The organism is Cellulomonas sp. P5_C5 (assembly GCF_054049655.1).
This window is the reverse complement of the sequence record NZ_JBFULY010000006.1, coordinates 130263-153017: the sequence shown is the minus strand read 5'-3', so window position 1 is coordinate 153017 and position 22755 is coordinate 130263. Positions and strand designations below refer to the sequence as shown.

The window sequence follows — 22755 nt, the reverse complement described above, 5'->3', positions numbered from 1 at the left end:
CCGTCGAGAACGGATCGACACCTCCTCGAGAACTCGTCGGCAATCCCACCCATCCGCTCCCCGGACCGCCCCGAACCCCACCCGAGAGATCACCGGGCGGGTACCCACCCGGACCCAGATTCAAGGGAGAGCCACCATGCGCACCACGAACCGCACCCGCATCGCCGCCGTCCTGCTCGCCGGCGTCACGGGCCTCGCCCTGACCGCCTGCAGCTCGGGCTCGGCCGACGACACCGCCGGCTCCGACTCGTCCGCGACGATGGAGGCGCCCATGGAGACGCCGTCGGAGATGCCCAGCGAGGACGCGATGACCGCCGACCCCGCAATGGACCTCGTCGGCCCCGGCTGTGCCGACTACGCCGCCGCCGTCCCCGACGGCCCCGGCTCCGTGACCGGCATGTCCACCGACCCCGTCGCGGTCGCCGCGTCGAACAACCCGCTGCTCACCACGCTGGTGGCGGCCGTGTCCGGCCAGCTCAACCCCGACGTCAACCTCGTCGACACCCTCAACGGCGCCGAGTTCACGGTGTTCGCGCCGGTCGACGACGCGTTCGCCAAGATCGACGCCGCCACCATCGAGTCCCTCAAGACCGACTCCGCGACGCTGTCCTCGATCCTCACCTACCACGTGGTGCCCGGGCAGCTGTCGCCGGACATGGTCGACGGCACGCAGACCACCGTGCAGGGCGGCACCGTCGAGGTCACCGGCTCCGGCGACTCGATGATGGTCAACGGCGCCAACGTCATCTGCGGCGGCGTCCACACCGCCAACGCGACCGTCTACCTCATCGACGCGGTGCTCATGCCGACGATGTGACGACCCGGCGGGCCGGTCGCTGCGGCGGCCGGTCCGTCTGCGCACGCCCGGCACCCCTGACGCCGGGCGGGCCGCGGAGCCCCCWCGCAGGGTACGGCGAGGGGGCTCCGTCGCGTCCGGCCCCACCCGCCCCCGGCGATCCCCGCCCGTCCCCCGCGAGAACGGCAGTTCGCCGCGAGAACGGCAGTTCACAGTGCCGTTCTCGCGGGGAACTGCCGGTCTGGGCGGGAGTTCCCGATCGTCCTTCGTCCGGTCTCCGGCACCGTGTCTCCGCGGAGTTCTTTCGACGGGCCGCTCCGCCTCGTGGGGTACTGGGAGCGGCGGCTGTGGCGCGCGAGACTGGCCGGACGCCCGTGACTTCGTCGACGAGGGGTTGGCCGACGACGAGCGGTACGACGTCGGCCTCTACCTGAAGCACGGTCTCGTCGCCCGAGCGTTCATGGGATACCCCCCGTGCCGGCTCTGCAAGAACACGACCAGCGGCAACCTCGAGCTGACCGACGGCGTGCACGTCTGGCCGGAGGGTCTTGCGCACGACGTGCTCGACCGCAGGGTGCGGCTTCCCCGCGAGCCTGTCGCACACGTCCGGGCGCGCGAGGAACTCACGAACGACCTGCGGGTCGATGACTCGTGGTGGCGCTCCGTCGAGCCCCCGGAGCATCGTCCTGACACCTGTCGCGCCCGCTGAGCGAGGCACGCTCGTCGCTCACGCTCGAATGGCGAGATGTCGGTCAGGTGGCGGTCAGGACGACCAGGGGGTCTGTCGTCGGCTGGGTGGAGCCGCCCGCCGGTTCGACGGTGATCGCCAGGGCGTCGCCCGCGGAGAACTCGTCGGCGAGCTGGCGGACGGAGCCGGCGTCGTCGGCGAGCACGCCCGCGGACGCTGCACCGTCGGCGTCGACGACCCACAGCTGGTAGGCCTTGTCGTCGCCGGGGTCGGGCAGGCCGGTCGCGCTGAACAGCGCGCGGTCGTCGGTGAGGATCGCGGTCGCGGTGCCGCCACCGGTGACGTCGCCGTGCACCACGACGGCCGACGGGTCCGTCAGCAGGTCGGCGAGCGCCTGCTGCTGCTGCTCGGCCTCGTTCGCCCGCTGCGCCTGCTGGACCGCCAGCGCGGTCGGCACGGCGGCGCCGATGACGAGCGCGGCGGCGACGGCCAGCCAGCGGGTGCGCGACGGCCGGCGGCGGTCGGCGAGGTGGGTGACTCCCGGCTGGTCGGCCGGCACGGCCGACGCCGACGAAGCATCGGAAGCGTCGGCCGCGCCCAGTGACGGCGAGGGCGCGACGGCGTCCGGCGCGGCGGCATCAGGCACGCCGCCGTTCGGCGCGACGGCGTCCAGCGCGACGGCGTCCGGCGCGGCGAGACCGACCGGGCCCGCGAGCGGGCCGACCTGGGGGACGCCGGTGATCGCGGCGAGGACCGAGGCGCGCAGGGCGGCGGGCGGTTCACCGGCGACGGCGTCGCCCAGGGTCGCCGCGACGGCGGTCAGCTGGGCGAGCTCGGCGGCGGCGGTCGGGTCGGTGGCGATCAGGTGCTCGACGGCGGCGCGCTCGTCGGGGTCGACGGCGTCGAGCGCGTAGGCGCCGAGCAGCGAGCGCACGTCGTCGCCGGAGGAACCGCCGGAGAACGGGTCGCCGGGGAAGGACGAGGAGGGGCCGGTCGTCATGACGTCACCMCCAGGCAGTCGCGCAGGCGCAGCAGGCCGTCCCGGATCCGCGTCTTGACCGTGGGCAGCGGCGCGGCGAGCTCGTCGGCCACCTCACGGTAGGTCCGTCCGCCGTAGTAGGCGAGGACGACCGCCTGCTTCTGCGTGGAGGTCAGGGTGCCGAGGCAGTCGCGGACGCGGACCTGCTCGAGGGCCGACTCGACCTCGTCGGCGACGACGTCGAACTCGCGCTCGGCGCTCCCGTCGAGGACCCGCTGGTCGCGGTCGCGCTGCGCCTGCACGGAGCGGACGCGGTCGACGGCCCGCCGGTGGGCCAGCGTGAGGGTCCAGGTGCGGGCGGAGCCGCGGGCGGCGTCGAACCGCGCGGCTGTGCGCCACACCTCGACCCACACCTCCTGGGCGACCTCGGCGGCGTGGTCCGGGTCCCGCAGGACACCGAGGCAGGTGCCGAACACGCCACGGCCGAGCGTGTCGTACAGGACGGCGAACGCCGAGTCGTCGCCCCGCGCGACGTCCGAGAGCAGGGACTCGGCGGAGCGGGGCGCGTCGGCCTCGTCCGGTCCTCGCTCCACGCGGGCCAGTGTGCCCCACCGCACCGCGGCACGCCCGGTGGGGTGCACGGTGGGGCCTGCCGGGGGGGTCGGCAGCAGCAGCAAGGACATGGGGTCCGTCGTCCGTCGGGTCGGATGGGTCAGCGAGGGTTCGTCGCCGATGCCTGCGCGGATTGCTCACGGTGCCCCTCAGTCGACGGGGACGATCGCCGACGCGTCGAAGAACGCCACGGGCGCCGCCTCGATCGCGCAGAAGCCGAGGAGGGAGGCGACCAGACCCTCCTCGAACGGTGCGGTCGAGTCGTCGACGACGCCGTCGCCCTCGAAGGACTCGCCGGTCGTCAGGGTCGTCCCGTCGGGCAGGGTCACGACGTAGGTGCCGAGCTCGTCGGGGAGCTCGGTGACGGTGGTGTCGTCGGGCCAGAACGGGTACCGCTCGACGTCGTCCACGACGACGGTGACGCAGCCGGTGGACGTGACGTCGACGCGTGCGGTCAGGGGGACCGGGGCGCCCGTGAAGTGCTGCGACGGCGTCTCCAGGTCAGCGACCACGAGCTGACCGACGCCGTCGCCGGGTTCTGCGGGGAAGGCCGAGCAGGCCGCGAGCGCGACGACCAGGAGGGCGGTCGCTGCGGCGGTCCGGTGCATGTCAGGACGGTAGCGGCACAGCGTTCACGGCCGAGGGCGGACGAGGGACGCGGCGAGGGCCCCCACCGTCGGTGGAGGCCCTCGTCGGGTCGAACCGTCCTCAGATCACTTGAACGCGTCCTTGACGTTCTCGCCGGCCTGCTTGATGTTCGCGCTGGCCTGATCTCTCTTGCCTTCTGCTTCGAGACGCTCGTCGTCAGTCGCCTTGCCGGCCGTTTCCTTGACCTTGCCCTTGGCTTCTTCCGCAGCGTTGCTGATCTTGTCGTCGAGACCCATCAGAATCACTCCTCTCGGGTTGRCAACGCATCGACGCTACGACGACGAGTCGCGGCCCGCATCCGCAGCGACGGCGTCCCGGAGCGCCCCGAGGACCTGCTCCCAGTTGGCGGTCGCGTGCGACGCCTCCTCCGCGGAGCCGTTGCCGTCCTGCTCGAGGGTCACGTCCGTCGAGCCGCCGTGCTCCTCGAAGGTGAACGTCAGGTGGTGGTAGTTCTCGGGCGCGTCCGGCTGCCCGCTGAGCGGCGAGTAGTGGGTGTAGCGCAGGCGTCGCGGCCGGTCGACCTCGAGGATCTCGCCGTGGTCCTGGAACGGCTTGCCGTCCCACTCGCCGCTGAACGTGATGGGCACGCCGACCACGTAGGTGCTGCTGATGCGCGCGCCCATCATCCAGGTGGCGTCGGGGTCGACGAGCGTGTCCCAGACCGTCCCGGCGGGTGCGGGGACCTGGACCGTCGCGCGGGCGACGTGGTTATCGGACATGCGTGCCTCCTCGCACGCGGTACAGGTCCGTGAGCGTGAAGATCTCCGACCCGTGGTGGATGATCTCGCGGTTGATGTGCACCACGAGGTGCGCGAACGGTGACTGCTGGTCGATCTCGGTGGCCTGGCTGAACCCGACCGTGAAGATGTCATCGTCGGACATCTCCGCGATGCCCGCGCGCCAGAGGTCAACCACGCGCGTGAGCCCGTCGACGGCCGGTCCGACCTCGCCGGAGTAGGTGAGGGTCTCGCGACGGAGTGTGTGCTCGCCGAAGGTCCAGTCGTGGCGCTCGGTGAGCACGTCCGTCAGGTGCGCGACGAGCCACGCGATGGTGCGGGGAGGCGGGCGGTCGTCCCCTCGCTCGGGCCACTCGACCACCCACTCGCCGACGCCGAACCTGCGCGGAGCGGTCGACTCGTCGCGGCGCCGGACGCTCAGCGCGTCGGGTGCGGGCTCCCAGGTGAACTCGTCCTGAGTGACGGTGTCGAGCCGGTTGGCGAGCTCCGACCACGAGAACTCGAGCTGCCCACGGAGCACGGACCGGACCGTGGGCACCGTGAGGATCGACCAGTCGAACTCGTGCATGGGACTCCTTCGACGCACCGGCGGGGTGCCCCCGACCGTAGCGACGCCCTCCGACACCCGCTCCTCAGCGCGGGACCCACCGCGCACCGAGCTCGGCGCCGGTCGGTCCGGGCCCGGGCAGCGTACCGGTGCGGGCGCCGGGGCGTACGGCGTCGAGCAGCAGCGCGAGGTAGCGGGTCCGCAGGACGCGCGTGCGGGCGGGGTCGTCGACGCGCACGGCGGTGACCTGCTCGAAGATCATGGCGACGTCCTCGGTGACCAGGTCGTCCCGCACGGCGCCCGCGGCGACGGCCCGCACGAGGACCGCGTCGCCGAGGTCGCTCGCCTGCTGCGCGAGGTCGGACAGCTCGGGGGTCGGTGTGAACGTCCCGGCGAGGTGCACCGTCAGCGAGTGGGTGTCCTCCTCGATCACGCCGCTCACGAACGCCGCGAACGACTCCCACGGGTCGGGCAGCTGCGCGGCGCGCTCGGCGACGGCGATGAACCGGCGCAGCCCGTCGGCGCAGAGGGTGGCCAGCAGGTCCTCCTTGCCCGCGAACCGGCGGTAGAGGGCGCTGATCCCGACGCCGGCCTCCTGCGCGACCGCCGCGATCGGGGCCTCGGGCGAGCGCATGAACACGGTCCGCGCCGCCGCCAGGATCGCCTCGTCGTTGCGTGCGGCCTGCGCCTTGCGGCCGCTCAGGGGAGTGCTCATGGGCGAGACCCTAGCACTTGAACGGAATGACTCATTCCGCTAGTCTCGTCTTTAGCGGAACGATGTGTTCCGTTCCAGTATAAGGAGGCCACCATGAGCACCATCCAGCCCTTCCGCGTCGACGTCCCGCAGGCCGAGCTCGACGACCTCCAGGACCGGCTGGCCCGCACCCGGTGGACCGACGAGCTCCCCGGCTCGGGCAGCGACTACGGCGTCGCCCTCAGCCAGGTGAAGGCCTGGGCGGAGCACTGGCGCACGACGTTCGACTGGCGCGCTCTCGAGACCCGACTCAACGCGTACCCGCAGTTCACCACCGAGATCGACGGCCAGACCATCCACTTCCTGCACGTCCGGTCCGGTGCGGCCGAGCCCGTCGCGCTGATCCTCACGCACGGCTGGCCCGGGTCGGTCGTCGAGTACCTCGACGTCATCGAGCCCCTCACCGCCGCCGGCTACGACCTGGTGATCCCGTCCCTGCCCGGCTTCGGGTTCTCGGGCCCGACGACGGACCGCGGCTGGGACGTCCCCCGGACCGCCCGTGCGTGGCAGGAGCTCATGGCGCGCCTCGGCTACGAGCGCTACGGCGCCGTCGGCAACGACGCCGGCTCGATGATCTCCCCCGAGCTGGGCCGGATCGACCCGCACGTCATCGGCGTCCACGTGACGCAGCTGTTCTCGTTCCCGTCGGGTGACCCCGCCGAGCTGGCGGACCTCGCCGACGACGAGCAGGCGGCGATGGCGAAGCTGCAGTGGTTCTGGGAGTCGATGGGCGCGTTCAACGTCCTGCAGTCGCAGCAGCCGCAGACCCTCGCGCACGCGCTCGCGGACTCCCCGACGGGCCTGCTCGGCTGGAACGGTCAGCTGATGGTCGGGCTCGACGACGAGTTCGTCGTCGCGAACGTCGCGGTCTCCTGGTTCACACGGACCAGCGGCTCGTCGATCCGCTTCTACAAGGAGATGACCGACTCGACCGAGCGTCCGACGGCACCGACGCAGACCCCGACCGCGCTCGCCGGGTCGACCCACGACTTCCTGTCGGTCCGCCGGTTCGCGCACCGCGACCACGCGAACATCGTGCGCTGGAACGTCTACGACACCCCCGGCCACTACGCCGCGCACGAGGCGACGGACGTGCTGGTCGAGGACGTCGACGCGTTCTTCCGCTCGCTCGCCTGAGGGTCAGCGCGCCTCCGGGAGCTCCTCCCGGAGGCGCGGCTCGGTCCGGCGGGACGGCGCGAAGCCGGACTTGTCGGCGTAGAAGGCCCGCACGACGTCCATGTCGGCGACGACGTCGCCGGTGAGCCGCAGCGTCGGGCCGAGGCCCGCGGTCATGGTGGTGCGGTCGACGTAGCCGAGGGTCACCGGCAGGTCGGTGGCGCGGGCGATCCGGTAGAACCCCGACTTCCAGCCGGAGCCGCTGCGGGTGCCCTCGGGCGTCACGACGAGGTAGAAGCGGTCACCGCCCTGGATGCGCGCCACGATCTCGTCGACCAGACCGGCGGGATCGCGACGGTCCACCGGGATGCCGCCGAGCCCGCGCATGAGCGGCCCGGCGGGCCCCTTGAAGAGCTGGTGCTTGCCGAGCCAGCGGACCTTCAGGCCGGCCTCGCCGGAGATCGCCAGCATGAGGATGAAGTCCCAGTTGGACGTGTGGGGGGCGCCGATCAGGAGCCCTGCCCCGTCCACCGGCACCCGCTCCGTCGTCAGGGTCCAGCGGCTGAGGCGCCAGTACGCGCGGGCCAGGGTTCGTCGGAACGTCACGGGTGGACGGTACCCGAGCGGCTCGGACGGCCGTGGGAGCGCGTGCAGTCACAGGTTCCTGTGCCCATTTCGCCCGATCCCTTGACTCCCCCGACCGCCGTTCGTAGTGTCTGGTCACGAAGCCGCAAGAACTCGACAGGTACCGCGCACAAAGTGGTGTGCAGGGTCGCAACAGTCGGACGAGTCGGCCGCGTCATGCGAAAAAGTCCAGCTCCGCAGTTCACCGCCGTGCTCGCGTCGACGGGGCACCCACGCCCCCGGCGGGCCGATGCCGCGCGCCCCGAAGCGCGCGTCCACGGTCCGAGCAGCCCGCCCGGCACCGACCCCGCCCCGGGCGGGAGAACGAGGAACCACCCATGAGCATGAGAAGGAACGTCAGGCTCGCAGTCGCGGGCGCCACCACGGCTGCGCTCGTCGTGCCCCTCGGCCTCGCCCTCGTGGCGCCGAGCGCGACGGCCGCCGAGCCCAACCTCGCCGCCGGCAAGCCCGCCACCGCCAGCAGCACGGTGGACGTCTACGGCGCGGGCAACGTCACAGACGGCAACCAGTCCACGTACTGGGAGTCGACCAACAACCAGTTCCCGCAGTGGGTGCAGGTGGACCTGGGCAGCGCCGCCACGGTCACCGACCTCACCCTCAAGCTGCCGACGGGCGCCTGGGGCAGCCGGACCCAGACCATCACCGTGCAGGGCTCCACCAACGGCTCCACGTTCAGCACGCTGAAGAACCAGGCCGGCTACACGTTCGACCCGGGCCAGGCCAACACCGTGAACGTCGACGTCACCGACACCTCCGTGCGGTACGTGCGACTGAGCATCACGGGCAACACCGGCTGGCCGGCGGGGCAGCTCTCGGAGCTCGAGGTGCACGGCACGTCGACCCCCACGCCGACGCCGACCACCCCCACCCCGACCACGCCGCCCACGGGCCAGAACCTCGCGCTCAGCCGGCCCATCGTCGCGTCGTCGACCGAGTGGACCTACGCCGCGACCAACGCGGTCGACGGGAACCTCGGCACGTACTGGGAGGGCGGCGGCGGCCAGTACCCGAGCAACCTCACGGTGACGCTCGCGTCGGCCAGCCAGCTGTCCGCGGTCACGGTCAAGCTCAACCCGGACAGCGCGTGGGGCAACCGCACGCAGACCTTCGAGGTGCAGGGCCGCACGGGCACCGGGGCGTTCACCACGCTCGCGTCCTCGGCCGGCCGCGCGTTCAGCCCGTCGACCGGCAACTCGGTCACCGTGCCCGTGAGCGGCACCGCGACCGACGTGCGCCTCGTCTTCACGGGCAACACCGGCGCAGGCAACGGCCAGGTGGCCGAGCTCCAGGTGTTCGGCGCCGCGGCCCCCAACCCCGACCTCACGGTCACCGGGGTGACCGGACCCGCCAACGCGACGGAGTCCAGCCCCGTGACCCTCACCGCGACGGTGAAGAACGTCGGCACGAGCGCGTCGGCCGCGACCACGGTCTCCTTCCAGGTCGACGGCCAGAACGCAGTCAACGCGAACGTCGGCGCTCTCGCGGCGGGCGCCACGGCGACCGTCACCGGCTCCATCGGTGCCCGGGCCGCCGGCTCGTACACGATCGGCGCCACCGCCGACCCGGCGAACACCGTGGTCGAGCAGAACGAGTCCAACAACGCGTACAGCAACCCGACCCCGCTGGTCGTGGCGCCGGTCGCGAGCTCGGACCTGGTCCCCGTCGTCAGCTGGTCCCCGAGCAACCCGGCCGCCGGTGCGGTCGTCACGTTCACGGGAGCCGTCGCCAACAACGGCAACATCGCGACGTCGACCGCCGCGCACGGCCTGACGGTCACCATCAAGGACTCGACGACGGGCGCCGTGGTCAAGACGCTCACCGGCTCGGTCAGCGGCGCGATCGCCGCCGGGGCGACCAGCGCCTCGGTGAACCTGGGCACCTGGACGGCCGGCAACGGCACGTACGACGTCTCCAGCGCCGTCGCCGCCGACTCCACCGAGGTGCCCGGCAAGCAGGCGAACAACGTGGTCTCAGGCGGGATCTTCGTCGGCCGCGGCGCCCGCCTGCCGTTCGACATGTACGAGTCCGAGGACGGTCGCACGGGCGGCGGAGCGGTCCTCGTCGGCCCCAACCGCACGGTCGGCGACCTCGCCGGCGAGGCCTCGGGCCGCCGGGCGGCCACCCTGTCCGCGACCGGCTCCTACGTCGAGTGGACCACGAAGAACCCGACGAACACGCTGGTCACGCGCTTCTCGATCCCCGACAACGCCGCCGGCACGGGAGCCACCGGGAGCATCGACATCTTCGTCAACGGCGCCTACCTCAAGCGCCTCGACCTGACGTCACGGTTCGCGTGGCTCTACGGCAACGAGACCAACCCCAACAACCAGCCCGGCTCCGGAGGACCGCGGCACATCTACGACGAGGCCAGCACGCTGCTGGGCACCACGGTCCCGGCCGGCGCGACGATCCGTCTGCAGCGCACGGCCAGCAACCCGCAGCCGGTGACGATCGACTTCATCAACACCGAGCTGGCCACGGCCGACCCGAACCCGAACCCGGCGCAGTACGTGCAGCCCACCGGCTTCACGCACCAGGCCGTCCAGGACGCGCTCGACAAGGCCCGGATGGACACCACCGGTGCGATCAAGGGCGTCTACCTGCCGACCGGTGACTACAGCACGTCGAGCAAGTTCCAGGTGTACGGCAAGGCGGTCGACATCGTCGGCGCCGGCCCGTGGTTCACGCGGTTCTTCGCGCCGACCGGCCAGGAGAACACCGACGTCGGCTTCCGCGCGGAGGCGTCGTCGAACGGCTCGAAGTTCCGCGGGTTCGCGTACTTCGGCAACTACACCAGCCGCATCGACGGCCCCGGCAAGGTCCTGGACTTCACCAACGTGTCGAACATGACGGTCGACGACCTCTGGGTCGAGCACATGATCTGCATGTTCTGGGCGTCCAACATGGACAACAGCACCATCACCGACTCGCGCATCCGGAACACGTTCGCCGACGGCATCAACATGACCAACGGCAGCGCCAACAACCGGGTGGCCAACATCGAGGCGCGCGGCACGGGTGACGACTCGTTCGCCCTGTTCGCGGCCACCGACGCGGGCGGCACGGGCCAGACCGGCAACGTCTACGAGAACCTCACGTCGCTGGTCACGTGGCGTGCGGCGGGGCTCGCGGTCTACGGCGGGTACGGGAACGTGTTCCGGAACATCTACATCGCGGACACGCTCGTGTACTCCGGCATCACGATCAGCTCGCTCGACTTCGGGTACCCGATGGACGAGTTCGGCTCCGCGGCGCCGACGAGCTTCCAGAACATCTCGATCGTGCGGGCCGGCGGCCACTTCTGGGGCAACCAGACGTTCCCCGCGATCTGGGTGTTCTCCGCGTCGAAGAAGTTCCAGGGCATCCGGGTCAGCGACGTCGACATCGTCGACCCGACCTACTCGGGAATCATGTTCCAGACGAACTACGTGGGCAGCCAGCCGCAGAACCCGATCACCGACACCACGTTCACCAACGTGTCGATCACGGGGGCCCGCAAGAGCGGCGACGCCTGGGACGCCAAGTCCGGGTTCGGCATCTGGGTCAACGAGATGCCCGAGCAGGGTCAGGGGCCGGCGGTCGGTTCCGTGACCTTCACCAACCTGCGCATGAGCGGCAACGCGCAGGACATCAAGAACACGACGTCCACGTTCACGATCAACCGGAACTAGGACTCGTCGCGGACGCCCGGGCCGGTTCCCTCCCCCGGCCCGGGCGTACGACGGCGGGCGGTCGGTGTGCGGTCCCGACCGTCCGTCGTCGTACTTCTCAGGTCAGCGGTCCCGGCACACCAGGAGCAGCGTGACGTCGTCGACCGACGCGGGGTCCCGGCACTCGCGCAGGACCTCGTCGATGTCGACCGGGCTCCCGTCGGACCCGTCGAACTGGGCGCGCAGGCGCCGCAGCCCGTCGCGCAACGACGTCTCCCGGGAGTCGACGAGCCCGTCGCTGTACAGCACGAGCCCACCGCCGGGCGGCAGGGTGAGCCTGGTCGTCGGCGGCTCCCCGGACCCGACACCGAGCGGCCGGTCCACGGGGACCTCGAGCAGCGCGGCGGAACCTCCGGGCTCCAGCAGCAGCGGCCTCGGGTGTCCCGCGACGGAGAGCTCGACCTCGCCCGTCGCCAGGTCCACCAGGGCGACGACGACGGTCGCCATCTCGAACGGCATGGTCCACCGGACCACGTGGTCGAGCGACGCGAGGGTCTGCGCCGGGGAGTCGCCGCGCAGCAGGTACGCCCGCAGCGCGTTGCGGATCTGCCCCATCGCCGCCGCGGCCGACAGCCCGTGCCCGGCGACGTCACCGACCACCACCGCGAGCCGGCCGTCGGGGAGCTCCAGGGCGTCGTACCAGTCGCCGCCCACCCGGCCACCCGCGGCGGGCTCGTAGCGCGCGTGCACGGCCCAGCCCACGGGGTCCGGGACCGACGACGGCAGCAGGCTGCGCTGCACGGTCTCCGCAGCCCGGACCTGCAGCTGCGACCGCTCCAGGAGCACCTCGAGCAGCCGCGCGCGCAGCTCCTCCGCGGACCGCACCTCGCGCTCGGTCCACGGGTTGCTGCGGTCGCGCACGGTCTCGCGCCACAGCGCGAACGACTTGCGCGGGCTGAGCCGCACGTCGTCGCCCTCACGGGTGGCGATCGCCTTGTTGTGCGGGTCGCCGCCCCAGTCCACGTCGTGCACCGCCTCGTGCCGGAGCCACACGACGGCCTGACCGTCCGGCAGGCGCAGCGCGAGCACCCCCGCGAACTCCGGGACGGCCGCGGCGAGCGCAGGCTCCTGCTCGGCCAGCGCGTCGCGGACGACGACCTCGGCGTCCTGCTCCGCCACCCACGCGAGCAGCGCCGTCGGGTCGGCCGGAACCCGCCCGACGGAGTCGACGACGCCGTCGGCGGACACGAGCGCGCCCTGCGCGGGGACGAGGTCGAGCACCGACGTCCGGCCGACGAGGGCCGACGCCAGAGCCCGGTCGTGGTCCCGCCCGGCCGTCAGCAGCCGCGACAGGGTCTCCGCGGCGTGGATGCGTGCCTCCAGCTCGTCCTCCTCGACCCGCGCCACGAGGCGCAGCGAGAGGCTGGAGCCGAGGAACTCCGCCGCCGCCCGCACCCCGAACGGAGGGGCGTGCGGGCCCGAGTAGTGATGGCACGCGATCAGGCCCCAGAGCCGGCCGTCCCGCAGCAGCGAGATCGACATCGACGCGGCGACGCCCATGTTGCCCAGGTACTCCACGTGGATGGGCGAGACGCTGCGCAGGATCGAGTGCGTGAGGTCGAGCGGCAGGCCGGTCTCCTCGTCGAGACCCGGCACGATCCGCGACGGGGTGTAGCCGACGTCGGAGATGAGCCGCACCCAGTTCTGCTCGTACAGCGCGCGGGCCTGCGGCGGGATGTCGGACGCCGGGTAGTGCAGGCCGAGGAACGGGTTGAGGTCGGGGCGCTTCGCCTCCGCGACGACCTCGCCGTTGTACTCGTCGTCGAAGCGGTAGATCATCACGCGGTCGAACCCCGTGAGCGCCCGGACCTCGCGCGCGGTGATCGCGTAGAGCTGCGCCAGGTCGTGCGCGTGGTTGAGCTGCTCGACCGCACCGCGCACCGCCTGGTACGTGTTCGGGAACGAGAACGGCCGGGGGCCCGACGCGGGCTCCAGCTCGACGACGAGCAGGGTGCTCTCGCCGCTGAGGATGCGGTGCAGGACCACGTCCATCTCGACGTCACCGACCGTGACCACCAGCGGGTTGCGCGCCCGCAGGTTGCCCCAGGTGCGGACGTGGTGCTCGATCGCGCCGGCAGGCTCGGCCCCGAGGACGTGCTCCAGCGGGTGGCCGAGGACGTCGCCGACCGGGTGCCCGAGGAGCTCGGCGACGTTCTGCGAGGCGTGCCGCACCACCAGGTCCGGCTCGGTGACGGCCAGGAAGACCCCGCGCGGCTGGATGCTGCCCGGCACGTGGATGGGCTCCCGGGCGCAGTTGTCGAGGTCGACCGGCTCCCCGGGGGCGAGGAACGTCGTCCCGTCCGTGTCCGCCATGCCCCAACCCTGTCACGGGTGGCGGCAGGCGCGGCACCTCAGCGGGGGACGACCACCCGCGACGGAGCCTGGGCGCTCCGCGAGCGCCGGACGAGCTCCCCGGGCACCCGCACGGCGCGGGCGCGCGACGGCATGAACCGCAGGAAGAACCCGACCCGCATCAGCCACGCCACCCACCCGGTCAACGGGAACCCGTACAGGTCCGCGACGCCGCGACCGACCCCGAACGAGGCCGCCTGACCGAGCCCGAGGTACCGGAACGGCTTTCCCGACCGACCCCGGACCGCCCGGGCGACGTTGCGGCCCACCTGGTCGCCCGCCTTGATCGCCCACAACGCGTTGGACGTCACCGGCAGACCGCTGCGCGGGTGCGTGACGGACGCGGCGTCGCCCGCGGACCAGACGTCGGGTGCGACGAGCAGGTCCCGCGTGGTCACCAGCCGGCCGCGGTCGTCGCGCGGGAGGGAGTCGAGGCCGGGCAGGGCGACCGCGTGCTGGCCGGTGGTCGCCAGGACGACGTGCGTGGGGACGACGGAGCCGTCGGACAGCGTCACCGAGTCGTCGTCGACCGCGTCGACCCGGACGCCGGTGCGGACGTCGACGCCGAGCCGCGTGAGCTCCGCGGTGCAGCGGGCGGCCAGCCGCGGGTGCTCGGCGTGCAGCGCGGGCACCACCCGGTCCGCCGACTGGACCAGCACGACCTGCGCCGTCCGGGCCGCGAGCGCGGCGGCGAGCTCGACCCCGGCGAGGCCACCGCCGACGACCACCACGGGACCGTCGACCACGCGCACCCGCTGCAGCAGGTCGGCCAGGTCGCCCGGTCCGCGCAGCGTGAGCCCGTGCCCGGACAGCCCGGCGACGGCGTCGAGCGGTTCGCGCCCTCCGGTGCCGACGACGAGCGCGTCGTAGGTGATCTCCCCTGGTCCGTCGGGTCCTGCGAACGTGACCGCTCTCCCCTTGACGTCGACGTGCGTGACCCGCGCGTGCAGCACGCGGGCCTTCGGCATCGCCTCCGTCAGCGGCGTCTGGGTCAGCCCGATCGGCAGCAGCCCGGCGACGACCTCCCCGGTGAACCCGTGGAAGTTGTGCACCGTGTCCGCGCTGATGACGACGATCTCGACCTCGCCCCGACGCAGCTCACCACGCAGCCGGCGGACGATCGCGCCGTACGCGTGCAGCGTCACGTAGCCGCCGCCGAGCAGCACGACCCGCTTCATCGCGCGCTCACCAGCGGCCGGCCGAAGCTCGCGGGGGCGGCCGCGCGGAACCCGTGCTGCGCGAACCGGTCCGCCAGGCCGCGGATGTGCGAGACGTGGTCGAGGGTCGGGACCCCTGTCGAGAAGTGCCCGACGTGCCCCGCGAGCCCGAGCAGGAACGTCTCCGCAAAGCACGCGTACGCCTGACCGCGCGGCAGGCCGATGTCACCGCCACGCAGGTGCATGCCGGGGACCTGGACGACGCCGCCGTCGACCACCGTGACGTCCGGTCGGGCCGCCGCGAGGTCCGGCGACGTGTTCCGGGGCTGCGTGGCGTCCAGGACACGAGCGCCCGGCGCCAGGTGCTCGGCACCGAGCAGCGCGTCGGCCGACGCCGTCAGCAGGACCACCGCGTCGCAGCCGCGCACGTCGTCGATGTCCGTCGACGTCGTCGTCGGCACCCGCCGACCCACCTCGGCGGCGAGGGCCTCCAGCTTGGCCCGACCGCGCGCGACCAGCAGCAGGGAGTCCACCGAGCCGKACTGCGCGAGCAGTCGGACCAGCGTGGTGCCGACGGACCCGGTCGCACCGACCACCGCGACCCGGCGGTCCGTCAGGTCCGCGAGCAGATCCAGCAGCTGGTCCTCGACGATCGCCGCCGTGTACGCGTTGCCGTTGGTGACACCGATGTCGGTGCGCCCCCGGAGCGTCGCGCCACCCGCGGTGACCGTCGCGGTGAGCGCCCCGAGCCCGACGACCCCCGCGCCGAGCCGGGCGGCGTGGTCGATCGCCCGACCGACGCGCGCCCGGCCCTCGTGCGGCTCGGACAGCAGGTGCTTGGCACCGAACGGCACGAGCACGACGTGGCCGACGCGCACCGAGTCCAGGTGCACGCGCGCCATGTCGTACGAGGGGAGCGGCAGCCGTCGCACCGCCGAGTCGAGGAGGCCCTCCGGCAGCCGGCCGAGGGGACGCCACGCACGCGCCAGGTCCTCGGCGATCCGCGCACGAGGGTGGACCAGGAAGGCGAACGGGACAGCGGCGCTCATCAGGGGCTCCTGTGATCGAGGTGTGCCCCAGAAGGGCCCTCGATCCGGTTCCTGATACTCCCGGTGCCGGGTGAGTTGCTGGTCAGAGGGGTAGGGGTGGCCGTGGCTCCGCGCTCCGGGTCCCGCGATCTGACGCTGCCGGCACCAGCCGGCTGAGCAGCGCTGATGACGCCGAGCGGTGTCACCATGCCCTGGTGAGCGATCAGAGCGATGCACCGATGAGCAAGGACGGCTTCGTCCGCGCGGTCAGGGACGTCCCCGGCGTCGCCGCGATCGTCGACGAGCACATGGCCGACTACGGCGAACTGCTGTGCCAGCTGCTCATGGCCGACCTGGAGCGCCTCGCCGAGGACTTGTTCAGGACTCGCGACACAGCCACTCTCGGGCAGCTCCTCACGATTGTCGACGACGCCCTCCGGACTGGCGACGACTACCTCGTCAACGCTGTCGCCGTCTCGTTCGTGGAGCACGCGGCCGTCTGGGATCCCGCCTCGACTGCTTTCGTGGCCACCTGGCCTGCCGCCCTCGCGGCGGAAGCAGACCGGCAGAGACGATGGGCGCCGCCCGCTTGACGGACCTGCCCCTCAGACCTCGTCGCGCCAGGTGTGCTGCGGGTCGTAGCCGAGCAGGCGGCGGGCCTTGTCGATGGACAGGAGCGTCTCGCGGCCCTCGATCGGGCGACGGACGGGGACGTCGGGGAAGTGCTCGGCGACGAGCTCGGCGGACGGCCGTTCCAGCACGGTGTCGGGCGACGCGACGATGAACGCCTCGAACCCGGTCAGGTCGCTCTCGAGCGCGAGCCGGACCGCGAGGGCGCCGTCGCGGGCGTCGATGTAGCCCCACAGGTTCCAGATCCGGCTGCGGGGGTCGTCGGCGAACGACGGGAACGCGGCGTAGTCGGCGACCTCCATGACGTTGGAGAACCGCAGCCCGATGAGCTTGAGCGACGGGTCCCAGCGCGTGAAGTGCCGGGCCATCTCCTCCTCGACGGCCTTGCCCAGCGAGTAGGTGCTCTCCGGCCGGACGGCGTACTCCTCGTCGACCGGGACGTAGGGCGGGGGCGTCTCGAACGGCAGCCCGAGGACGGTCTCGCTCGACGCCCAGACGACGTTCCTGATGCCCGCGCGGCGGGCGGCGCTGAACACGTGGTGGGTGGCGACGACGTTGTTGGCGAACGTCGCGCCGCTCGGGCGCAGGCCCGGCGCCGGGATGGCCGCCAGGTGGACCACCGCGTCGACGCCGTCGTACCGGTCGTCGATGCCGGTCAGCGCCTCGGTCACCTCACCCAGATCGGTGAGGTCGACGCGGCTGAACACAGCCTTCTGCCCGGCGGGCGGCAGGGCAGTGTCGACGTTCACGACGTCGTAGCCGTGCGTCGCGAGGTCCTCCACGACCGCACGCCCGAGCTTGCCTGACCCACCGGTGACGACGACGCGACTCATCCCGCGACGCTATCCCGCCTTCGGCCCACGGGACGTCCGAGCATCTGGTTGCCGGACCGACCACTTCCTCGGACGCTACGAGCAGTCACTCCGCGTCGAGCCACACGTGCGGCGGCGGGACGAGCGCCTCCAGCGCGGGCCACAGGGCGTCCGGCAGCGGCTCGGACGCCAGGTCGAGCGTGCGGGCGACGCGGCCGGGGCGGCTCATGCCGACGATGGTCGACGCGATCCGCGGGTCCCGGAGCGAGAACTGCAGCGCGGCGGTGCCGAGGTCCGTGTGGAAGTCCGAGCAGACCCGGCGCATCGCCTCGACCGCCTGGAGCGTCTCGGGCGGTGCCGGCCGGTAGCCGTAGCTGGTCGGCCCGCCGGCCTGGAACGCCAGGATCCCGCCGCCGTACACCGCCGCGTTGAGGATCCCCATCTCCTGCCGGACGGCCTCGTCGAGCAGCGCGCCGGCGCTCCGGTCCACCAGCGTCCAGCGGTTGTGCACGAGCAGGACGTCGAAGACGCCGAGGTCCAGGTACTTGGCGATCTCCTGCACGCGACCGCCGGCCAGACCGATCGCCCCGACCTCACCCTCGTCGCGGAGCTGCACGAGCGCCTCCACCGGGCCGCCCGGTGCGGACATCTCCGCGAAGTCGAACGACTCCGGGTCGTGCAGGTGCACCAGCGGGAGCGTGTCGATCCCCAGCCGCGCACGGCTCTCCGCGACCGACGCGCGCACGCGGTCGGCGGAGTAGTCGCGTCCCGCCGGGTCGACCTTCGTGGCGATGACCACACCCTCGGGCACCCCGCCCGCCTCGACGAGGGCGGCACCGATGCGGCGCTCGCTCTCGCCCTCGCTGTACGCGTTGGAGGTGTCGATGAAGCGGATCGGGCTGTCGAGCGCGGCCAGGACCGTCGCGACGCCCTCGTCGGCGGAGACGTCCCGGCCGAAGAGCGCGGGCATGCTGCCGAGCGGCCCCCCGCCCAGACAGACGGCGGAGACCTCCAGGCCGGTGCCCCCGAGCGTGCGGATCCATCCGGGCTGGCCGGGTGCGTAGACGGGCTGCTTCATGGCGACATCCCATCACGGAGGGGTCCGAGATGTCGGGTGCAGCACTAGCGTCGGCCTGGTAGCGGTTTCAGGACGAGGAGCCCAGATGAGCCAGGTCGAGGTAGCGCCCCGCAGGTCCGTCCTTCAAAAGGTGCTCGACGGGATCGAGGTGGCGGGGAACAAGGTCCCGCACCCGGTGATCATCTTCCTGATCCTCATCGCGTTCATCATGGTGCTCTCGGCGGTGTTCCAGGCGGCCGGGAGCACCGTCACGTTCGAGCAGGCGCAGATCGGGGCCGAGGAGCCGATCACCGTCACGGTGGCCGCGCAGAGCCTTCTCGACGCCGACGGCCTGCGGTTCGTGTTCACGTCGCCGGTCGCCAACTTCAACAACTTCGGCGTGGTCGGCGTCATCGTCGTCGCGATGATCGGCGTGGGCATGGCCGAGGAGGTCGGCCTGATCTCCTCGTTCATCAAGCGGCTGGTCAAGATCGCCCCACCGCGGGCCATCACGTTCATCATCGTGCTGCTGGGCGTGCTGTCCTCGATCGCCACCGACGCCGGGTACCTGGTGCTCATCCCGCTGGCCGCCGCGGTGTTCCTGTCCCTGGGCCGCCACCCGCTGGCCGGTCTCGCGGCCGCGTTCGCCGGGGTCGGCGGCGGGTTCGCGGTGAACATCCTCATCACCCCGGTCGACGGGATGCTCGCGGAGATCACCAACGAGGCCATCGCCGACCCCGCCAACCACGTGTCGATCACCGGCAACCTGTACTTCGGGATCGTCTCGACGCTGCTCGTCACCGTCGTCGTCACCCTGCTCACGGAGAAGTTCGTCGAGCCGCGTCTGGGCGCCTACCACCCGTCGGAGGGACCTTCCGACGTGGCCGACGAGGCCCCGTCGGGCGAGCTCACCGCCGAGGAGAAGAACGGTCTGCGGTGGGCGTTCTGGGGCTTCCTCGGCACCACGGCCGTCGTCCTCGCGCTCTCGCTGCCGCCGAACGCCCTGCTCCGCAACCCCGAGACCGGCAGCCTGATCGAGGACTCCCCGCTGCTGAACTCGATCATCTTCCTGATCCTCGTGTACTTCTTCGTGATGGGGCTCTGCTACGGCAAGGGCGCCGGCACGATCAACGGCTCGATGGACGTCATCAACCCGATGACCAAGACCATCGCCGGCCTCTCCGGCCTGATCTTCCTGCTGCTGGTGATCAGCCAGTTCATCGCGTACTTCAACTACTCGAACCTCGGCACGATCGCCGCCGTGAACATGGCCGACACCCTCGAGGCCGCCAACCTCAGCACCGTCTGGCTGATCCTCGGGCTCATCGCCATGACCGCCGTCATCGACATCTTCATCGGCGGCGTCGTGCCCAAGTGGGCCATCTTCGCCCCCGTGTTCGTGCCGCTGTTCATCCAGCTCGGCATCTCCCCGGACCTGGCCATGGCCGCCTACCGCGTCGGCGACTCGCCCGTGAACGTGGCCACGCCGCTCATGCCGTACTTCGCGCTGATCGTGATCTTCGCCGAGCGGTACCGCCGCAAGGTCGGCGTCGGGTCCGTGATCTCGCTGATGCTCCCGTACACCGTGGTGCTCCTGATCACCTGGTCCGCGCTGCTGGTCGTCTGGTACCTGCTCGGCATCCCGCTCGGACCGGGGGCGTCGATCTACCTCACCTAGCGGCCTCGAACGCGACGACGCCGTCGATGCCGACGCCGAACAGCCGGTGGTCGACCACCGCCAGGCTCTGCACGGCGACCGGCAGGGGCGCCTCCCAGAGCCGTCGTCCGTCGCGCGCGTCGTGGGCGACGACCACAGGCCCGCTCCCGGCGAGGGACTCGATCACGAACAGGCGGCGACCGTCGGTGACCATGCTCTGGCCGTACGCGGACACCGACCAGCTCCAGAGCTGCTTGCCGGTGCCGAGGTCGAGGACCGTCAGCCCGTCGTCGGCCTGGCGTGCGAGCATGCCGTCGACGACGACGAGGTTCAGCGTCGGCTCCGCCGGCCAGTCGACCCGCCACGCCAGGTGCCCGGTCGCGAGATCGCGCGCCGAGAGACGGTCCGCGGACTGCAGCAGCAGCAGGTCGGGCTCGGACCCGTCGTCGGTGTCGATCCACGGCGGGTAGGCGTCGCCGAGGTCGATGACGCGGCCGGTGTCGAGGTCGCGCAGCAGAGCGGTCGATCCACCGCCGACCGTGACGCGGTGCCCCCGGGCCTGCCACACGTAGTCGGTGTCGAGCACCCCCGCTGCCGCACCGTCGCCGGTGAACAGCGCCGTGGTCCCGAGCCAGCCCACGCCGATCTCGTCGCCGAACCGCTGCACGGCGGGGTACTCCCACCCGGCTCCGTCGACCGGGCGCGGAAGGTCGACCGCCCACCGTTCGCTCCCCGTCGACGGGTCGAGCCGGACCACACGCGCGGCACCGGCGCCGGACTCCGGAGCCGCCGCGACGACCGCGTCCGTGCCGACGCCGACGAAGGACGCCCGCTTCCCGAGGGGTCGGTCCAGCAGCGTCTCGCCGGTCGTGGCGTCGAACGTCTGCAGTCGCACCGCGGCGGGCTCGACGAGGTCCGGCTGCGTGTCGTCGGCGGACGGGGTGAGCTGCCACGAGTCGGCGACCACGCAGACCACCACACCCTGACCCGCGGCGGCGGCGGGTGCCGAGCAGGTCGTCGGGTCGTCCGTGGAGCGGTTCATCGCGTCCCCGAGGTCCGGGACGCTGGTGAGGGGCGCCGTCCAGAGCTCGTTCCCGGTGCCCATCTCGACCGCGCGCAGCGAGCTCGTCGAGTCGCCCGTCTGCTCCCACACGATCAGGACGTCGTCGCGGATCCAGGCGTGGTCGGAGAGGGCCAACGCGTAGTTGCCGGGTGTCGCCGGGGACGTCCACACCACCCCGGGTGCGGAGTCCAACGGCGCGAGGATGCCTGGCTGCGTCGCGAGGGCGTCGACCCGCGCGCGCTCCGCCCGGAGCGACAGCGTGGCCGGGACGGCGACCGCGACGGCGGTGACGACGACGGTCGCGAGCGTGAGCGCCCGGTGCCGGCCGACCCAGCCGAGGACGCCCTGCGCCCGGTCGCGGACGACACCACGGGCGCGGTCCACGTGGTCGACGGGCGCGACGAGGTCGGCGTCGTGCTCGACGAGCTCGACCTCCGCCATCTCGCTGCGCTGCGCCATGCGACGGGACGCTACCGGCACGCGCGGCGGCTCTGGCCCGTCCGACCGGGTGACCTCAGCGGATCTGTCGCACGGCGGCCGACGAGCCCCAGGCCGCGTCGGCCGTGAGGACGACCTCGCCGGTGCGCGCACCGAGGGCGAGGCAGAAGCGGTCCGCGATCGAGAGCCCCTCGCCCGACGTCCACCGCTGGGCTGCCCAGACCGCGTCCTCACCGGTCGCGTCGACGATCCGCAAGCCGTAGCTGCTGAGCACCGCATGCGCGACGCCCCAGTCGGCGCCCCGCGCGCGCAGCTTCTGGACGACCTCGGACCAGGTGACCGCGGAGCACTGGGCACCCGCCTCGAGCTGCTGCTCGACCACCGCGGACCCGTTCTCGTCCTGCAGGAAGGCGAGCAGCGCCGAGGCGTCCAGCACAGCGGTCACGCCTGGTCCTCKCGGGCGGCGTCCCGGCGTCGGTCCTCCAGCAGCTGGGTGACGAGGTCGGCGCCCGCGAGCTGGCGCGCGATCGACCGCCTCGCCTGGTCACGGGTCATCAGGACCACGCCGCCGGCCGTCTCGACCAGGATGACCGCGGTCCCCTCGTCGAGACCGAGATGAGCCCTGAGGTCCGCCGGCACCACGAGGCGTCCTCGGTCTCCCATCACCGCAGCAAATGTCCCACTCATGGCGCGACCGTACCACTGGGGCATAACGAGTGGGCCACCAGGCTCCTGACCTGCGTATTCGGTGCGTGACACCACTTCGACGCAATCTGACACCACAAGTGCTTGACCTGACACCACGGTGGTGTCATGCTGGTGCCATGGACCTGGGACAGTACGTCAACGACCTGCAGCGCCAGCTGCTGGAGTCCGCCGAGAACGGTACGGACGACACCCGCGCGGTGGCCGAACGGCTGGTCGCCGGCCTCGACTCCGCGGCGCGGCTCGTGCTGCTCGACGTCCTCTCGGCCGCAGCCGGGGAGATCACCCGCGACCTGGCACCCGGCTCGGTCGACCTGCGGCTGCGCGGCCGTGAGGTCGAGTTCGTGGTCACCCAGGCGAGCACCGACAGCGACAGCGACGACGAGCCCGCCACCTCGGTGGACCTCGACGACGTGAGCACCTCGCGCACCACCCTCCGTTTGCCGGACGCCCTCAAGGCGAAGGTCGACGAGGCGGCGGTCGCGGACGGCCTGTCCGTCAACACGTGGCTGGTGCGGGCGGTCGCCGCCGCACTCCAGCCCAAGCAACGACGATCTGCGCAGCGGAACCTGCGCACCGGCGACAGCTTCGCCGGCTGGGCCCGCTAGACCCCAGCCCACACGC

Annotated in this window: 22 protein-coding genes; 6 read left to right on the top strand and 16 right to left on the bottom strand. The window is 72.1% G+C overall.

The genetic code is table 11. From position 1 onward, the window contains the following. Positions 1-136: 136 nt before the first annotated feature. A complete protein-coding gene (locus ACXJKF_RS07915) occupies positions 137-817 on the top strand; it encodes a fasciclin domain-containing protein (protein ID WP_456787190.1) in 681 nt (226 codons plus the stop codon). Between the two features lie 731 nt (positions 818-1548). Here ACXJKF_RS07915 and ACXJKF_RS07910 read toward each other — a convergent pair. From ACXJKF_RS07910 to ACXJKF_RS07880, 7 genes are all read right to left on the bottom strand, one after another. Further along, positions 1549-2484: an anti-sigma factor gene (locus tag ACXJKF_RS07910; protein WP_456787189.1), complete on the bottom strand. Its 936-nt coding sequence runs from the start codon at positions 2482-2484 to the stop codon at positions 1549-1551. Continuing rightward, positions 2481-3056, bottom strand: a complete 576-nt coding sequence (gene sigK / locus ACXJKF_RS07905; RefSeq protein ID WP_456787188.1) for an ECF RNA polymerase sigma factor SigK — start codon at positions 3054-3056, stop codon at positions 2481-2483. The genes ACXJKF_RS07910 and sigK overlap by 4 nt, the downstream gene beginning before the upstream one ends. A gap of 168 nt (positions 3057-3224) precedes the next feature. Beyond that, on the bottom strand, positions 3225-3683 hold the full coding sequence (locus tag ACXJKF_RS07900; RefSeq protein WP_456787187.1) for a hypothetical protein: 459 nt from the start codon (positions 3681-3683) through the stop codon (positions 3225-3227). Between the two features lie 105 nt (positions 3684-3788). Then, a complete protein-coding gene (locus tag ACXJKF_RS07895; RefSeq protein WP_456787186.1) occupies positions 3789-3959 on the bottom strand; it encodes a CsbD family protein in 171 nt (56 codons plus the stop codon). Between the two features lie 36 nt (positions 3960-3995). Next, the gene (locus ACXJKF_RS07890) at positions 3996-4442 is read right to left on the bottom strand and encodes an SRPBCC family protein (protein ID WP_456787185.1); all 447 of its coding nucleotides are present in this window, start codon (positions 4440-4442) and stop codon (positions 3996-3998) included. Further along, on the bottom strand, positions 4432-5028 hold the full coding sequence (locus ACXJKF_RS07885) for a DinB family protein (protein ID WP_456787184.1): 597 nt from the start codon (positions 5026-5028) through the stop codon (positions 4432-4434). The genes ACXJKF_RS07890 and ACXJKF_RS07885 overlap by 11 nt, the downstream gene beginning before the upstream one ends. 64 nt (positions 5029-5092) lie before the next feature. Beyond that, positions 5093-5722: a TetR/AcrR family transcriptional regulator gene (locus ACXJKF_RS07880; RefSeq protein WP_456787183.1), complete on the bottom strand. Its 630-nt coding sequence runs from the start codon at positions 5720-5722 to the stop codon at positions 5093-5095. Positions 5723-5815: 93 nt separating this feature from the next. Between ACXJKF_RS07880 and ACXJKF_RS07875 the strand changes: the two genes are divergently transcribed. Next, entirely contained in the window at positions 5816-6898 is a 1083-nt protein-coding gene (locus tag ACXJKF_RS07875) for an epoxide hydrolase family protein (RefSeq protein ID WP_456787182.1), read from the top strand. A gap of 3 nt (positions 6899-6901) precedes the next feature. On the opposite strand, the gene ACXJKF_RS07870 is transcribed toward ACXJKF_RS07875, so the two are convergent. Continuing rightward, positions 6902-7483 carry a 1-acyl-sn-glycerol-3-phosphate acyltransferase gene (locus tag ACXJKF_RS07870; protein WP_456787181.1) on the bottom strand — a complete coding sequence of 194 codons (582 nt, stop codon included), beginning with the start codon at positions 7481-7483 and terminating at the stop codon, positions 6902-6904. Between the two features lie 356 nt (positions 7484-7839). Between ACXJKF_RS07870 and ACXJKF_RS07865 the strand changes: the two genes are divergently transcribed. Then, on the top strand, positions 7840-11193 hold the full coding sequence (locus tag ACXJKF_RS07865) for a discoidin domain-containing protein (RefSeq protein ID WP_456787180.1): 3354 nt from the start codon (positions 7840-7842) through the stop codon (positions 11191-11193). Positions 11194-11295: 102 nt separating this feature from the next. Here the strand turns inward: ACXJKF_RS07865 and ACXJKF_RS07860 are convergent, their stop codons facing one another. The 3 genes from ACXJKF_RS07860 to ACXJKF_RS07850 are packed head-to-tail and all read right to left on the bottom strand — an operon-like array spanning position 11296 to position 15790. After that, positions 11296-13545 carry a SpoIIE family protein phosphatase gene (locus tag ACXJKF_RS07860; RefSeq protein ID WP_456787179.1) on the bottom strand — a complete coding sequence of 750 codons (2250 nt, stop codon included), beginning with the start codon at positions 13543-13545 and terminating at the stop codon, positions 11296-11298. A gap of 38 nt (positions 13546-13583) precedes the next feature. Next, the gene (locus ACXJKF_RS07855) at positions 13584-14762 is read right to left on the bottom strand and encodes an NAD(P)/FAD-dependent oxidoreductase (RefSeq protein WP_456787178.1); all 1179 of its coding nucleotides are present in this window, start codon (positions 14760-14762) and stop codon (positions 13584-13586) included. Further along, the gene (locus ACXJKF_RS07850) at positions 14759-15790 is read right to left on the bottom strand and encodes a semialdehyde dehydrogenase (RefSeq protein ID WP_456787177.1); all 1032 of its coding nucleotides are present in this window, start codon (positions 15788-15790) and stop codon (positions 14759-14761) included. Before ACXJKF_RS07850 ends, ACXJKF_RS07855 begins: the two co-directional genes overlap by 4 nt. A gap of 194 nt (positions 15791-15984) precedes the next feature. Between ACXJKF_RS07850 and ACXJKF_RS07845 the strand changes: the two genes are divergently transcribed. Then, positions 15985-16362 carry a DUF7674 family protein gene (locus ACXJKF_RS07845; RefSeq protein ID WP_456787176.1) on the top strand — a complete coding sequence of 126 codons (378 nt, stop codon included), beginning with the start codon at positions 15985-15987 and terminating at the stop codon, positions 16360-16362. A gap of 12 nt (positions 16363-16374) precedes the next feature. Here ACXJKF_RS07845 and ACXJKF_RS07840 read toward each other — a convergent pair whose 3' ends face one another. Both ACXJKF_RS07840 and ACXJKF_RS07835 read right to left on the bottom strand, forming a co-directional pair. Then, the gene (locus ACXJKF_RS07840) at positions 16375-17232 is read right to left on the bottom strand and encodes an NAD-dependent epimerase/dehydratase family protein (RefSeq protein ID WP_456787175.1); all 858 of its coding nucleotides are present in this window, start codon (positions 17230-17232) and stop codon (positions 16375-16377) included. Between the two features lie 85 nt (positions 17233-17317). Further along, positions 17318-18289 (bottom strand): aldo/keto reductase, encoded by a 972-nt coding sequence (locus ACXJKF_RS07835; protein ID WP_456787174.1) that lies wholly within the window; start codon positions 18287-18289, stop codon positions 17318-17320. An 85-nt stretch (positions 18290-18374) separates the two neighbouring features. Between ACXJKF_RS07835 and ACXJKF_RS07830 the strand changes: the two genes are divergently transcribed. Beyond that, entirely contained in the window at positions 18375-19946 is a 1572-nt protein-coding gene (locus ACXJKF_RS07830) for an AbgT family transporter (protein WP_456787173.1), read from the top strand. Here the strand turns inward: ACXJKF_RS07830 and ACXJKF_RS07825 are convergent. Genes ACXJKF_RS07825 through ACXJKF_RS07815 form a run of 3 tightly spaced genes read right to left on the bottom strand, consistent with a single transcriptional unit; the run spans position 19939 to position 22113 of the window. Further along, positions 19939-21447, bottom strand: coding sequence for an outer membrane protein assembly factor BamB family protein (locus ACXJKF_RS07825; protein ID WP_456787172.1), 1509 nt, complete (start codon positions 21445-21447; stop codon positions 19939-19941). The genes ACXJKF_RS07830 and ACXJKF_RS07825 overlap by 8 nt on opposite strands. Positions 21448-21502: 55 nt before the next feature. Beyond that, entirely contained in the window at positions 21503-21871 is a 369-nt protein-coding gene (locus tag ACXJKF_RS07820; protein WP_456787171.1) for a type II toxin-antitoxin system VapC family toxin, read from the bottom strand. Continuing rightward, positions 21868-22113, bottom strand: coding sequence for an AbrB/MazE/SpoVT family DNA-binding domain-containing protein (locus ACXJKF_RS07815; protein ID WP_456787170.1), 246 nt, complete (start codon positions 22111-22113; stop codon positions 21868-21870). Before ACXJKF_RS07815 ends, ACXJKF_RS07820 begins: the two co-directional genes overlap by 4 nt. A 137-nt stretch (positions 22114-22250) precedes the next feature. Here ACXJKF_RS07815 and ACXJKF_RS07810 point away from each other — a divergent pair, with 137 nt between their 5' ends. Beyond that, the gene (locus tag ACXJKF_RS07810; protein WP_456787169.1) at positions 22251-22739 is read left to right on the top strand and encodes a histidine kinase; all 489 of its coding nucleotides are present in this window, start codon (positions 22251-22253) and stop codon (positions 22737-22739) included. Positions 22740-22755: the final 16 nt, after the last annotated feature.